11 protein-coding genes are annotated in these 13,656 nt (G+C 71.8%); 3 read left to right on the top strand and 8 right to left on the bottom strand.

The window, feature by feature from the left end:
- From ACQPZF_RS08440 to ACQPZF_RS08460, 5 genes are all read right to left on the bottom strand, one after another.
- Positions 1–1,236, bottom strand: coding sequence for a beta-ketoacyl-[acyl-carrier-protein] synthase family protein (locus ACQPZF_RS08440; RefSeq protein ID WP_433269959.1), 1,236 nt, complete (start codon positions 1,234–1,236; stop codon positions 1–3).
- On the bottom strand, positions 1,233–1,472 hold the full coding sequence (locus ACQPZF_RS08445; RefSeq protein WP_015099009.1) for an acyl carrier protein: 240 nt from the start codon (positions 1,470–1,472) through the stop codon (positions 1,233–1,235). Before ACQPZF_RS08445 ends, ACQPZF_RS08440 begins: the two co-directional genes overlap by 4 nt.
- Before the next feature lie 61 nt (positions 1,473–1,533).
- Positions 1,534–2,511 carry a beta-ketoacyl-ACP synthase III gene (locus ACQPZF_RS08450; protein ID WP_433269961.1) on the bottom strand — a complete coding sequence of 326 codons (978 nt, stop codon included), beginning with the start codon at positions 2,509–2,511 and terminating at the stop codon, positions 1,534–1,536.
- Positions 2,508–3,446, bottom strand: coding sequence for an ACP S-malonyltransferase (locus tag ACQPZF_RS08455; RefSeq protein WP_433269963.1), 939 nt, complete (start codon positions 3,444–3,446; stop codon positions 2,508–2,510). Before ACQPZF_RS08455 ends, ACQPZF_RS08450 begins: the two co-directional genes overlap by 4 nt.
- 170 nt (positions 3,447–3,616) lie before the next feature.
- The gene (locus tag ACQPZF_RS08460; protein ID WP_433269965.1) at positions 3,617–4,804 is read right to left on the bottom strand and encodes a PucR family transcriptional regulator; all 1,188 of its coding nucleotides are present in this window, start codon (positions 4,802–4,804) and stop codon (positions 3,617–3,619) included.
- 820 nt (positions 4,805–5,624) lie between these two features.
- On the opposite strand from ACQPZF_RS08460, the gene ACQPZF_RS08465 reads away from it, so the two are divergent.
- Together ACQPZF_RS08465 and ACQPZF_RS08470 are read left to right on the top strand one after the other, a co-directional pair.
- Entirely contained in the window at positions 5,625–7,139 is a 1,515-nt protein-coding gene (locus ACQPZF_RS08465) for an alpha/beta fold hydrolase (RefSeq protein WP_433269967.1), read from the top strand.
- A gap of 223 nt (positions 7,140–7,362) precedes the next feature.
- Positions 7,363–8,166, top strand: coding sequence for a mechanosensitive ion channel family protein (locus ACQPZF_RS08470; RefSeq protein WP_433269969.1), 804 nt, complete (start codon positions 7,363–7,365; stop codon positions 8,164–8,166).
- Positions 8,167–8,386: 220 nt separating this feature from the next.
- Here ACQPZF_RS08470 and ACQPZF_RS08475 read toward each other — a convergent pair whose 3' ends face one another.
- Positions 8,387–9,643, bottom strand: a complete 1,257-nt coding sequence (locus ACQPZF_RS08475) for a phytase (protein ID WP_433269971.1) — start codon at positions 9,641–9,643, stop codon at positions 8,387–8,389.
- Between the two features lie 133 nt (positions 9,644–9,776).
- Here ACQPZF_RS08475 and pnuC point away from each other — a divergent pair, with 133 nt between their 5' ends.
- Positions 9,777–10,403 carry a nicotinamide riboside transporter PnuC gene (gene pnuC, locus ACQPZF_RS08480; protein ID WP_433269973.1) on the top strand — a complete coding sequence of 209 codons (627 nt, stop codon included), beginning with the start codon at positions 9,777–9,779 and terminating at the stop codon, positions 10,401–10,403.
- Here the strand turns inward: pnuC and ACQPZF_RS08485 are convergent.
- Together ACQPZF_RS08485 and ACQPZF_RS08490 are read right to left on the bottom strand one after the other, a co-directional pair.
- The gene (locus ACQPZF_RS08485; RefSeq protein WP_433269975.1) at positions 10,390–11,631 is read right to left on the bottom strand and encodes an ABC transporter substrate-binding protein; all 1,242 of its coding nucleotides are present in this window, start codon (positions 11,629–11,631) and stop codon (positions 10,390–10,392) included. The two genes, pnuC and ACQPZF_RS08485, sit on opposite strands and share 14 nt — an antisense overlap.
- The gene (locus ACQPZF_RS08490) at positions 11,624–13,627 is read right to left on the bottom strand and encodes a substrate-binding domain-containing protein (RefSeq protein WP_433269977.1); all 2,004 of its coding nucleotides are present in this window, start codon (positions 13,625–13,627) and stop codon (positions 11,624–11,626) included. The genes ACQPZF_RS08485 and ACQPZF_RS08490 overlap by 8 nt, the downstream gene beginning before the upstream one ends.
- Positions 13,628–13,656 lie beyond the last annotated feature (29 nt).

Here is a 13,656-nt window from a genome sequence, read left to right on the forward strand (position 1 = left end):
TCAGGCGCCGGTGAAGACGAGGGAGACGTTGTGCCCGCCGAACCCGAACGAGTTGTTCACCGCCGCGACCAGGTCGATCTTGCGCGGTTCGCCGGTGACCACCTCCAACTGCACCTTCGGGTCCTGGTTCACCAGGTTCAGCGTCGGCGGCACGATGCCGTCGCGCACCGAGAGCAGCGTGGTGATCGCCTCCACGGCGCCGGAAGCGCCGAGCAGGTGGCCGTGGTTGCCCTTCGGCGCGGTCAGCACCGGGTGGTCGCCGATCGCCCGGCGCACGGCCTGCGGCTCGATCACGTCGCCCACCTGGGTGGACGTGGCGTGGCAGTTGACGTGGCCGATATCGGCCGGGTCGACGCCCGCCGTGCGGATCGCCGCCGCGATGGCCCGGGACTGGCCGATGCCCTCCGGGTCCGCCGCCGTGATGTGGTGGCCGTCCGAGCTGGTGCCGATGCCCGCCAGCGTGCCGTAGATCCGGGCGCCGCGCGCGCGGGCGAAGTCGCCGCGCTCCAGCACCATGATCCCGGCGCCCTCGCCGAGCACGAAACCGTCCCGGTCGACGTCGAACGGGCGGGACGCCCGCTCCGGGTCGTCGTTGCGGGTGCTCATCGTCCGGGCCTGGATGAAGCCCGCCATGGTGATCGTGGTGATGCACGCCTCCGCGCCGCCCGCCACCACCACGTCGGCCTCGCCGGCGCGCAGCATCCGCCACGCCCACGCCAGGGCCTCCGCGCCGGAGGCGCACGCCGACACCGGCGCATGCACGCCCGCCCGTGCCTTCAGGTCCAGGCCGACGTGCGCGGCCGGGCCGTTGGGCATGAGCATGGGCACGGTCAGCGGGGACACCTTGCGCAGCCCCGCGGTCTCGATCAGGTCGTCCTGGTCCAGCAGCGTCATCGCGCCGCCGATACCGGTGCCGATGACGACCCCGAGCCGTTCCCGCTCGACGCCGTCGTCGCCGAGCCCGGCGTCCTGCCACGCCTGGCGGGCGGCGACCACCGCGACCTGCTCGCAGCGGTCCAGCCGGCGTGCCTCGACGCGGGGCAGGATCTCGGTCGGCTCGACCGCGAGCCGCGCGGCGATCCGCACGGGCAGCTCGAACTTCTCCACCCACTCGGTCTCCAGCGGCGTCACGCCGCTGCGGCCGGCGAGCAGGGCATCCCAGGTGGAGGCGACGTCGCCACCGAGCGGGGTGGTGGCACCCAGCCCGGTGACGACGACGTCGTTGCCAGTGGTCATGCGTTGCTGGCGATGTAGTTCACCGCATCGCCCACGGTCTTGAGGTTGGCCAGCTCGTCGTCCGGGATCTTCACGCCGAACTTGTCCTCGGCCTGCACGGCGATCTCCACCATGGACAGCGAGTCGATGTCCAGGTCGTCCACAAAGGACTTGTCGACCGTCACATCCGCCGCCTCGACGCCGGCGACCTCTTCGACGATGTCGGCGAGCCCCTTCTGGATGTCCTCGTTGCTCACTGAAAATCCCTTCCTTCGTGCTCCCGCCGGCTGGGCTGTCCCACCGGAGTCTGGTGTTGGTTCACGGCAGTCGGACGACCTGTCCCGCGTAGGACAGCCCGGCCCCGAAGCCGACGAGCAGCGCCACGTCCCCGCTGCGGACCTCGCCCGCCGCGCGCATGTGGTCCAGCGCGAGCGGGATGGACGCCGAGGACGTGTTGCCGGAGTCCACGATGTCACGGGCGATCACGAGGTCTTCACGGGCACCCTTGGCACGCAACCGCTTCGCGATCGCCTCCACGATCCGCAGGTTCGCCTGGTGCGGCACGAACACGTCCACTTCGGACACGTCGATGCCGGCCAGCTCGACGGCCCGCAGCGCGATGGGCGCGATCTGCGTGGTCGCCCAGCGGAAGACCGACTGGCCCTCCTGGAAGACGAACGAGTTGCGGTCGGCCACGTGGATCATGTCCACCAGGTCGCCCGCGCTGCCCCAGGCGACCGGGCCGATGCCCGTCTCGTCGGACGGTCCGACGACCGCCGCGCCCGCGCCGTCGGCGAAGATGATCGCGGTGGACCGGTCGGTGGGGTTCACCCAGTCGGTGAGTTTTTCCGCGCCGATCACCAGCACGTGCCGGGCGGAGCCCGCGCGGACCAGGTCCGAGGCCGTGGCCAGGCCGTAGCAGAAGCCCGCGCACGCGGCGTTCAGGTCGAACGCGGGCGCGGCCAGCACCCCGATCCGGTCCGCGACCTGCGCGGCGGCGTTCGGGATCATCGACGGCATGGTGCAGGTCGCGACCAGCACCGCGTCGATGTCGGTGGGGGAGAGACCGGCGTCGGCGACGGCCTTGGAGCCCGCCTCGACCGCCATGTCGACCAGCCGCTCGTCCGGCTTGGCGAACCGCCGGTTGGCGATGCCGACGCGTTCCCGGATCCACTGGTCGGAGGTGTCCATGGTCTGCGCGAGGTCGTCGTTGCTGACGATCGTCTCCGGCTGGTAGCTGCCCAGGCCGACGATGCGGGTGCCGGCGGAGCCGGTGCGGGAGGCCAGCGAGGTCATTCCGCGACCTCCCCGAGCAGCGCCACGAGCTGGTCGAGCTGGTCCGGGGTCTTCAGAGCCAAGGTGGGGGTGCCCTTCAGTTCACGCTTGGCCAGGCCCGTCAGCGTGCCCGCCGGCGGCAGTTCCACCACCGCGGACACGGCGCGTTCGCCCAGCGTCGCCTGGCAGGAGTCCCACCGCACGGGGCGGGTCACCTGGGAGATGAGTCGGTTCCGCACGTCGTCGCCGGAGGTCACCACGGCGCCGTCGGCGTTGGACAGCAGGGGCAGCGTGGGATCGGCCACGGCGATGGTCGCGGCACGGGCCCGCAACGCCTCTTCGGCGGGCGCCATGTACCGGGTGTGGAATGCGCCCGCGACCTGGAGCCTGCGGATCTTCGCCCGCTCCGGCGGGTTCTCGGCCAGCTTGTCCAGCGCGTCCACCGCCCCGGCGGCGACGATCTGCCCCGCGCCGTTCCGGTTCGCGCCGACCAGGCCGAGTTCGTCGAGCCGGGCCAGCACCTGGTCCTCCTCGCCGCCCAGCACGGCCGCCATCCCGGTCGGCTCCAGCGCGCAGGCGGCGGCCATCTCGGCGCCCCGCACGGCGGCCAGCGCCACCGCGTCGTCGGTGCTGAGCACGCCCGCGATCGCGGCGGCGGCGAGTTCGCCGACCGAGTGCCCCGCGACCACCGTGTCGCCCGGCAGCTCGACCCGCCGCCGAAGCTCCTCGTAGGCCAGCAGCGCGAGCGCCACGACCAGCGGCTGGGTGATGGCGGTGTCCTTGATCTCCTCGGCCTCGGCCGTCGTGCCCAACCGCTTGAGGTCGAGCCCCGTCGCGTCCGACCACGCGGCAATGCGCTGCTCGGCCCCCTCCAGGTGGAGCCAGGGGGCGAACATGCCGGGTGTCTGAGACCCCTGTCCGGGGGCGAGGAGCGCGATCACCCGCTCACTGAACACGTTTTCGGCGGTCTCCAGGGATGCCGCCGCTGACGAAACCAGAGGACATCGGTTGTAGGGTTCCTACAAATGTGACTCAAAGATGAACGTAGAACGACGTCCCGTGTTGTCGATGACGACCCAATGCGGCCCAAATGGGACGTGCGTTCTCCATCACACCCGAACGATGGTCACCACAACCCGCGAGCGCGGGCCAGCCGCCCCACGGACAGTGCCACACGGAGCACCAGAGCGTCACGGGGGTCGTTCGCGTTCCTCCCGGTGAGTTCAGTCGCACGGCGGAGCCGGTACCGGACCGTGTTCGGGTGCACGAACAACTTGCGCGCACAAGCCTCCAGGACACCCCCGACCTCCAGGAACGCGTCCACCGTCTCCAACAGCGACCCACCCGCTTCCTCCAGGGGCCGGGCCACCCGGTCGACCAACTGCCACTCGGCCTCCGGATCACCGGCCAAGGCCCGTTCGGGCAAGAGGTCCAACGACCGCACCGGTCGCGGCGCGGCCGGCCACCCGACGACCGCCCGAAGCCCGGACAACGCGTCACTGGCACTCCGATGAGCGTCGGCAAGGCTGGACACGGTAGGCCCGGCCACCACCGGCCCGGCCCCGAACGCGTCCGCCAACCGGACCAACGCGTCCCCCGTCTCGGTTTCCCCGCCGAGCACCACGACAAGCCGAGACCCTTGCACGCTCAGCAACACCGGCCGAGCAATCCGAGCCGCCCGGCTGCGCACCTCGAACACCACGGCAGGCGGGTCGTCGGACGACGGGTTGCCGACCAGCACGGTCGCCTCAGCCGCCGGATCCCACCCCAACGCGGTGGCCCGCGACAGCAACGACTCCTCCGCGTCCCCCCGCACGATCCCGTCCACGACCAAGGCCTCAAGCCGAGCGTCCCAAGCGCCCCGAGCCTCCGCCGCAGCCGCGTAGGACGTGGCAGCCGAAAACGCGATCTCCCGTCCGTACCGCAACACACCTTCGGTGAGCAGCGCACGCTCGGCCTCATCAGCGGCAAGCTTGGGCAACTGCTGCTCGAACAGCTCCAGCGCAATCCGAACCAACTCGACGGTCTGCCGCAGACTGACCCAACGAGAAATATCCTTAGGAGCCGCCCGAAACGCCTCGGCGGTAAGCCGAATAGCCTGCTGAGGATCCCGCAACCACGAAACGAACCCAGCCACCCCGTTCTGGATCAACAACAGCACCCCGGCCCGTTGATCGGCAGGCATCCGCCGAAACCAAGGAAGCCGCGCCTCCATCTCGGCGACACTGGCGGAAGCAAGATCCCCAGAAGCCCGCTGCAAAGTCCGCAACGTCTCCCGGGACAGCGTCGGCAACACCTCGGCTGAGCTGCTCATACCCCCACGATCGCACGGCCGGACCGCAAAGGCGCAAAGACCCACCACAACCAGCCCACCACCCACCACCAACGCACTCCGAACCTGAAGCCGGCCTCCACGCTCCACGCTCGAAGCCCCGGCAAGCTCCGCGCTCTTGCCGTGGCGCGCGCAGCGCGCACACCCCCAGGTGGGCTGCGTGTCATCCCCGTATGGCCTGCCCGCAGGGAACCGCGCTTTTCCTGGGGATGCAAGCACGCTTTTCGCTTGCATCCCCAGGAAAAGGGTGGTTGTCTTTTGACCAGGTTATGCGGGGATGACACGACGCCCGAGTCTTGCTTTTGTGTACATCCTTGGCGGCCTGCCTGTCCGGCGAGGACGCTTGTAGCTTCTCGACTCAGCGCGATCGCGACCGCTCTGAGTCGAGAAGATCAAAAGCGACGCTCGCCGCTGGGCAGGCCTCCGGGGAGGAAATGCCAAGGCGTCGTGTTCTCCCCGCATGACCTGTCAAAGACCACCACCCTTGTCCAGGGAGCGCAAGCGAAAAGCGTGCTTGCGCTCCCTGGACAAGCGCGGTAGCCCTGCGGGCAGGCCATACGGGGAGAACACGAGGCCCCTTCTTTGTGCTCGCGCAGGCTTTGGGCTGCGGTGCTCGCGCAAGCCTCGGGCTGCTGTGCCTGCGTCGGCCTCGGTCGTTGGGCTGCCGTGCCGTCGGTCGGCAGGTCCTACCTGAGTGTGATGTGCCCTCGGGTGAGCCCCACACCAACGAGTGACACAGCCTGACGTTGTCCTGGAACCGTCCTACGTTCGAGGCAAATCACGACCACTCGGGAGGTTGCCCGTGCGCAGGTACGTGTCAGTCGGCTTGGCGGTGACCGCGGCGCTGTCGGCAGCGACCGCGCCTTCGTTCGGGTCGACCGATCCGCTGGCCCCGTTCACCAGCCAACAGCTCTCCTGGACTCCGTGTCAGAACACGCTCGAGTGCGCGGATGTCATCCTTCCGCTGGACTACACCCGTCCCACCGCCGACCGCATCTCCCTTCGCATCAGCCGGCTCAAGGCATCCGACCCCGCGCGCCGGCGGGGCATCCTCGTGCTCAACCCCGGAGGCCCGGGCGGGTCGGGGCTTGCCATGCCCCGGTTCCTCGCCCCGTCCGCGCCGGCTGCCGTGTATGACCTGATCGGGTTCGACCCGCGAGGTGTGGGTGGGTCGACGCAGTTGAACTGTCGGACGTCGCCCGAGATCGCCAAGGTGGACAGTCGGCCGACGGACGCCGATTTCCCCAAGTGGGCGGCTGAGGCGCGGGCTGCCGAGGACGCCTGTCAGCGCATGGGTGGCGCTATCCGGCCGTACATCAACACGGCGAACACGGCGCGTGACCTGGATGTCGTGCGGGCCGTGCTGGGTGAGGAGAAGCTCAACTACCTGGGCTACTCCTACGGCACCTACCTGGGCGCGGTGTACGGGAGCCTGTTCCCGCAGCGTCTCGACCGCAGTGTGCTCGACTCCGCTGTGCACCCGGAGTGGATCTGGCGTGAGCAGTTCCGCGCGCAGGCCGTCGCCTACCGTCGCAACGTCGAGCTTTGGGCGTCGTGGGTCGCCGGTCGTCACGACAAGTTCGCGCTCGGCTCCACCGCCACCGAGGTGATGGCCACGCTGGAACAGATCGCCGCGCGGCTGGCGGTCAACCCGGTCGGCGACCAGACCCGCACCACGTTCGACGCGGCGGTGGGGGTGGGCGCCCGGTTCCGTCCACTGTGGGCGGACATCGCGGCGGCCGTGAACCAGCTCAAGGCGGGCACGCCCAGCCAGTCCGGCCTCCTCATGGCGCAGGCGGCGCAGGGCGACCTGGTCTCCGGGGTGTTCAACACGGTCACCTGCGAGGTGGACTGGCCGACCGACGTGCACACCTACTTCGAGGACATGCGGGTGTTCCGCGAGCGCTACCCGTACGGCTTCGGCGTGCTCCGGGCCGCGCCGACGACCTGCGCCTTCCGCACCTTCACGCCTCCCGAGCCCGCCACGGCGCTCAAGCGCGACGGTTACCCGATCGGGGTCGTCGTGCAGGCCGAGGGTGACACGCAGACCCAGTACGAGAGCGGCCCCGCGATGGCCTCGCGGCTGGGCCACAGCCTGATCACCGTCCGGGACGAGGGCAAGCACGGCCTCTACGGCAGCGGCAACAAGTGCGTCAACCGGAAGGTGAACCGCTACCTGGTGGACGGCGTGCTGCCGGGCAGCAGCACGACCTGCGCGGGCGACCCCCGGCCGACCCCCGAGACCCCGACCTCCGCCGAGCACACCAAGTCCTATCTGGACGGTCGCGGGCTCGCCGTCTGGAACCAGCAGGGCTGACCCTCCCGACAAACGAGCCCCGGAACCGGAAACGCCCGACGCGCTCGAAGCGCGTCGGGCGTTTCCCTCTCCCCGGTCCCCACCGGTGATTCCACTCTGGACTGTTCCCGCCGCACGCGCCACGTGAGTCACTCTTTCGTGCCACTGCTTCAGGTTGCCGGGTGATGCGGGCTGGGAAACGATCTCCCCAAGCGACACCGTGCGACATGCGAGGAGGGGCGTCGTGGGCTCCCAGATCACCGATGGGCTCGGTCAGGCGTGGACGATGATCGCCACGTTCGTGCCGAAGCTCCTCGGCTTCCTGCTGGTGCTGTTCATCGGCTGGCTCATCGCCAAGGCGCTCGCCAAGGCGGTCGGGTTCCTCCTCAAGCGGGTCGGCTTCGACCGGCTGGTGGAGAGGTCGGGGCTGGGCGGCGCCATGTCCCGGTCGCCGATCGACGCGTCGAACCTCATAGTCAAGATCGTCTACTACTTCGTGCTGCTGATCGCGCTGCAACTGGCGTTCGGCGTGTTCGGCACCGGCAACGCGGTGAGCAACCTGCTCAACGAGGTCATCGCCTACCTGCCGCGGATCGTCGTGGCGATCATCCTGGTGCTGGTCGCGGCGGCGATCGGGAAGGCGCTGCGCGGCCTGGTGACCGGGGCGCTGGGCAACCGGCCGTACACCAGGGTGCTCGGCGGCATCACGTACGGCTTCATCGTCGCGCTGGGTGTCATCGCGGCGCTGAACCAGCTCGGCATCGCGGTCTCGGTGACCATGCCGGTGCTGATCACCGTGCTGGCCACGGTGGCGGGCGTGATCGTCGTCGGCGTCGGCGGCGGTCTGGTCCGGCCGATGCAGCAGCGGTGGGAGGGCTGGCTCCGGCGGATGCAGGAGGAGACCGCCGCCCGCACGCCCGCTCCGCGCCAGTCCCAGGACCCGGCGACCGCTCCGACGGCACCGGCGTGGGCCTCGTCGCGCCAGTCGTCGATGGACCAGCCCACGCCACCGGCCGGGATGCCGATCCCGCCCACCGAGGGTCGCTGAGCGCTTCAGCACGAAAACGACCGGTCGCACGCAACGCCCCGAGGCGTGCAACGCGGCCGGTGGCTCGCAGCGCCTTGGTCGCACGCGCCTCACCGGTCGTACGCAACCCACCGGTCGCATGCAACCCACCGGTCGCATGCAACCCACCGGTCGCACGCAACGCCGGAGCCCCGACCGAACCGCTCGGTCGGGGCTCCGGCGCTTCGCTCGCGGGTACCGCTCAGTCCAGCTCGTCCAGCACGTCGTCCCAGCTCACGTACGCGAACCCGGTCGTGGCCGAATCACCCACCGCCGGCCGCCGCTCCCCGTCGTGCACCACCAGCAGCCCCTCCCGGTACGCGCCGCCCAGATCGGCCGTCACCAGGTGCGCGCCGTCGGAGTGCTCCACGGAGTCGTTCCCCCGCCCGCGCCCTACCACGAACTCGCCGACGTACCGGTTCCGGCCACCCCGCTCGTAGGCCACGAACCGCGAGTCACCCTGGCTGGACGCGATCAGGTACCCGTCACCCACCGTCAACCCCTCGGCGTCGGCCGCCAGGTGCCGCCCGCCGAACCCGGGATCGGCCCCGGACACGAAGCACTCCTCGGTTTCCGGGTCGTACGTCTGCGGCACGCCGAACGACCGCACCTTGTCGATCAACCGAGGCTCGCCGAACCCGTCGGCTCGCAGCGGGATCCGCCAGATCCCGACATCCTCCTGCGCGGCGTACAGCACCCCGTGCGCGGAGTCCACGACCATGCCCTCCAACTGCGGCCCCTCGCCCGGCTCGCCACAGGGCGTCCAGGAAGTGCCGTCGGGCAACGGGAACGTAGCCGGCAGGTCCACAGTGGACACGACGCGGGTGCCGACCGTCCCGCCGGTCGCGGGCACGACGTGCAGCAGGGCCACCCGGGTCTCGCTGCGCCGGTTCGCGACCACGACGGGCGTGCGCCCGACGTACCCGGCGGCCAGCCCGTACGCGGTGTGCTGGTCGTCGACTTCCGCCTCGGAGGCGGAGAACACCGGCCGGGCCGCCGGATCGGTCACGTCCCGCACCACGGCCGAGCCGGCCGCCGCCCCGCGCCCGTCCACCTCGTAGACCCGGATGCGGTCCCGTCCCCGGTCGCTGACGAACGCCAGCTCCCGCGCCCGACCGCCGACCGGCACCCGGCTGAGCACGTCGACGTTGTTGAACCGGCCGGGCTTGGCGTCCGGCGAAGGGGGCGCCGGCGCGGGGAACACCCCGAGCGTCCGCCCCTCCAGGTCGAACGCCGCCAGCCCGCCCTCCTTCAACGTCCCCAGCACGACGCTGCGGTCCGCCGAGCGCGGGTGCACCCAGACCGCCGGGTCGTCGGCGTCGGCGTTGGCCGGGCTGCCGGCCGGGTCGTCCACGAACGCCCCGGTCTGGGCGACGGGCACGACCTCATCGGAGGCGGATGCGACATAAGGGTGGCTGACGACCAACAACGGCACGAAGGCCAGCGCGACGGCTCTCATAGCCGGGCAAGCTAGGCCGCGGGGGTGTACTCCGCCTGAAGTCAAGGTGTCCACCGGCTCTGTGGGGCACGTTACGTCGGGAATCCGACGCCACGGACCGGTGTTGCCCGCGAAGAGACGATGGGAGAACGCGATGCACGCCCTGATGGACCACGGCTTCACGGTCTTAGGCCAGAAGGTCTCCTACGCCGAGTTCATCGGCCAGGTGTTCGCCCTCGTGGTGGTGTACCTGGCGCAACGGCGGTCGCTGTGGACCTGGCCCGTGCAACTCGTGTCGGTCACCCTGCTGTTCGTCGTGTACCTGTCCGCGCACCTCGGCGGCACCGCGTCCCGCCAGGTCGTGATCGCGCTGATCACCGTGTACGGCTGGTGGGCGTGGACCCGCCGCCGCGACCCGGTGTTCGGCGTCGTCGTGCGCAAGGGCACCACCCGGGAACGCGTCGCGGTGGCGGCGGCGTTCGTGCTCGGCACGTCCGCGTTCGCGCTGACCCTGGACGCGCTGGACGCCTCGTGGGCGCCCTGGCCGGACGCGGCGATCTTCGTCGGCACGGTGCTGGCGTTCGCGCTGCAGGGCTACGGCCTGGTCGAGTTCTGGCTGGTGTGGCTGGTGGTGGACGCGATCGGCGTGCCGCTGCAGATCCAGTCCGGCCTGTACTTCAGCGCGCTGGTCTACTCGGTGTTCGCGATCCTGGTCATCCGGGGCTGGATCGACTGGAACCGCGAGGCCAAGCGGGCGGCGGTGGCCGCTACCGCCCGCTGAGCGCCTTGGCCACGTCCGCGTCCAGCCGTCCCAGCTCGGCGTCCAGCGACGCCGGGTTGCGCAGGGCGCTGTGCAGCGCCCGCTGGATCACCCGGCTCACCTCGTCGTAGTGCGCGGACGGCGGCCGGTTGCGCGCGTTCTCCACCGCCGTCCGCAACACGCCCAGGTGCGGCTGCCGGCCGTTCAGGTCGGGCTCCCGGTACAGGGCGTGCAGCGTCGGCGGGTACCCGGCCCGCTCCAGCAGGACGCGCTGGCTGTCGTCACCGGTGAGGAACGCGATGAACTTCCGCGCGGTGGCCTGGTGCGCCGAGCACCGCGACACGGCGACGTTCCAGCCGCCCAGCGCGCCGGATCCGGGCAGCGCGGCCATGCCGAACCGGCCCTTCAGCGGCGACGCCTCCAGTTGCGACCGCGCGTACGGCCAGTTGCGCATGAACAGCGCCCGGCCCTCCATGAACTCGGTCAGGGAGGCCGTCTCGTCGTAGGCCAGCGCGGCGCGGGGTATCCAGCCCCGCTCGATGCCGCGCGCCAGCATCCCGACGCCCGCCCTGGCACCCGGCCCGCCGAACTCGTCCGCGTCACCGCCGTGCGCCCACACGGCCTCCAGCGCGTTGACCGTCAGGCCCTCGTACTGGCCGAGCTGTCCCACGTAGCCGTTCAGCCGGTGCTCCGGCGCGATCGTGGCGGCCATCTCCTCCAGCTCGCCCCAGGTCGACGGCCAGCCGCGCCCTTCGGCGGCCAGCACGTCGGAGCGGTAGTAGAGCACCCCGACGTCCGCGCGCCACGGCACCGCCCACAGCTCCTCGTCGACGGTCGAGGACTCCAGGGCGGCCGGCATGAAACGGTCGGCGCCGAACTCGGCGGGGGACAGCGGGGCGAGGTAGCCGGCCTCGGCGAACTCCGCCGTCGACACCGCGTCCAGGGTCACCACGTCGTAGCACTGCGACCGGACGTCGCCCCGCGCGCCCGCCAGGTCCTGCGCGCGGGCCATGAGCTGCGCCCGGTACGCGTCGGTGGGCGTCGGCATCGGCACGTAGTTGACCTGGTCGATCCGGCCGGCGCTCTCGTTCCACTGGTCCACGAGCTGCTTGATCTGCCGGTCCGTGGACAGGTCCTCGCTGTCCACGAACGTGATCCGGCCGCGGCCCTCGTGCGCCGGGTCCACCGCCGGGCTCGTGCACGCCACCACCAGGCACAGCACCGACAGGCACGCCAGTCCCCTAGCCATGAGCACCCCACAACCCCTTCGCCACCAGGTCCAGCGCCCGGCCCACGTCCGGCTCCTCGTAGCAGTCGCCCCGGTAGGCGGCCTGGAACGCGCCGAGCTGGGTGACCGCCGAGCACGCGCCGGCGGTGAACCCGACACCGAGGACGGTCACCGGCGCGTTCTGCACCGCCGGCCCCGGCGCGACGGCCTGCGCCGCGCCGCTCAGGATCACGATCGGCTGACCCGGGCCGTGGGCCGCGACCGCGCGCTCGACCACCAGGCCCAGGTCGCCGGGTGCGAAGTCCAGGCGGACCACTTCGCCGCGCGCCGCGACCCGCTCGGTGAGCAGGTCCGCCAGCTTGGTGGCGCGCTCGGAGCCGTCGACCGCGAGCACCACGCGGGTCGGGCGGTTCGCCGCCTGCCACGCCGCCCGCACGGCGGCCGTGTCGACCTTCGCCGGGTCGGTCGCGACCGGCAGCTCGGGCTGGCGCTCGGGCCGGATGCCCTCGTGCGGCTCGGGCACCCAGTCCCGGTCCCGGAAGCCGGCCCGCTGGAAGGCGTCCTGGGCGGGCCGGGCGCGGAGGTGCGCCAGGAACAGCCCGACCACCCGGTCCCGCCGCACGTTCGGCGGGAGGTGCGCGCGCCGCACGGAGATGAACGGGTGGTCGAGGTGCAGCGTGCCCTCCGCCGGGTACAGCGGCTTGAGGCAGGCCAGGTCGCGGACGGCCTTCTCGGAGGCGAGCACGGCCCGGTCGGCGGCCGGGCACGCGGGCGTGCCGGCCGGGCTGGTGCGCAGGGCCGCGTCCCGCAGCGCGCGCACCGCGTCCGGCACGCCCAGCGTGACCGTGCCGAGGACGTCGACGCCCAGTTCCACGCGCGCCACCGCCACCGCCGCCGCCAGCCCCGCGCCCGAGTCGTCCGCGTCGATCGCGGCCAGCGGCCGGAACGCCGCCAGGTCACGCCACTGGAAGGACTGCTCGTGGGTCCGCGCGGGCGCGACGCCGAGCACCAGCGGCGAGTAGGCGATGGAACCCTCGTCGGCCAGCGCGACGTCGGAGCGCCCGCTGCCGGCGAGGGTCTTCCGGACCTCGGCCACCTCCCACCGGGTGTCCGGCAGCCACACGTGCGGCTCGGGCCCCATCACCGCCAGGTCGCCGTCCGGCCAGCCCCGGCCCAGGACCGCCACCGCCGCCGCCGACGGGCGGGCCGTGACGTGCACGTCCACCTGCTTGCAGCCGCTGCCGTCGAACCCGCGCGAGCCTTCCTCGAACTCGGCCGCCAGCGCGCGCACCACGTCCGCCTTCTCGGTCGAGGCCAGCACGTTGAGCTGCACCGGCTCCGGGCAGGGCGGGGTGGCGGCGGGCGTGCCGAGCAGCGCGTCGGAGAACAGGGGAGCGGCCAGCAGCACGGCCAGCACCGGCACGGACCACCTCGGCCGGGGCAGCGGGCGCGGCGGCTTCGGGGGTGTGGCCGGGTGGTCCGGCCGGCAGATCCAGGCCGTGCCGTGGACCTCCTTCACGTCCACCGCGACCGGCCGGTACGAGTCCGGGTCGCACCCCGGGTCGTGCCGCACCACGTCCTGGAAGTACCGGTCGGACACGATCAGCGCGAGCACACCGGGCCGCCGCTTCAGCTCGGCCCGCAGCGGGGCGGCCTCCAGCAGCCGGAACGCCAGCACCAGCCCCTCGCCCATCACGCCGTTGCCGTCGTTGAGCACCTCGCCCGCGGTGATCGCGGCCCGGAGCCGGATGCCGGCCTGCGGGGTGAACATGGCGTTGTACCGGCGGAGCTGGCCGACCAGGGCGTGCGGCAGGGCGCTGACCACCCGGCTGCTCGGCACCCCGGCCGGCACGAGCACGAACAGCCCGTCGCCCCGGTCCTCGTGGTAGGTGCCGTCCCAGTCGTCGGTCCACTCGATGCCGCACTCGGCGAACGCGGCCTTCAGCGCCTCGTAAAGCCCGTGCCGGATGGCCTGCTGCTGGCTCAGGGCGCGCGTGCCGAAGCCGGACACGTCCACCGCGAGTATCGTCCGGTGGACCGCGGGCC

The sequence above is a fragment of the Actinosynnema sp. CS-041913 genome, from assembly GCF_050942485.1.
Classification (GTDB): domain Bacteria; phylum Actinomycetota; class Actinomycetes; order Mycobacteriales; family Pseudonocardiaceae; genus Actinosynnema.

Excerpts from the sequence above, each read along its gene's own strand:
- ACQPZF_RS08460 (WP_433269965.1), bottom strand. The coding sequence starts at position 4,804 with ATGAGCAGCTCAGCCGAGGTGTTGCCGACGCTGTCCCGGGAGACGTTG.
- ACQPZF_RS08450 (WP_433269961.1), bottom strand. The coding sequence starts at position 2,511 with ATGACCTCGCTGGCCTCCCGCACCGGCTCCGCCGGCACCCGCATCGTC.
- ACQPZF_RS08440 (WP_433269959.1), bottom strand. The coding sequence starts at position 1,236 with ATGACCACTGGCAACGACGTCGTCGTCACCGGGCTGGGTGCCACCACC.
- ACQPZF_RS08475 (WP_433269971.1), bottom strand. The coding sequence starts at position 9,643 with ATGAGAGCCGTCGCGCTGGCCTTCGTGCCGTTGTTGGTCGTCAGCCAC.
- ACQPZF_RS08485 (WP_433269975.1), bottom strand. The coding sequence starts at position 11,631 with ATGGCTAGGGGACTGGCGTGCCTGTCGGTGCTGTGCCTGGTGGTGGCG.
- pnuC (WP_433269973.1), top strand. The coding sequence starts at position 9,777 with ATGCACGCCCTGATGGACCACGGCTTCACGGTCTTAGGCCAGAAGGTC.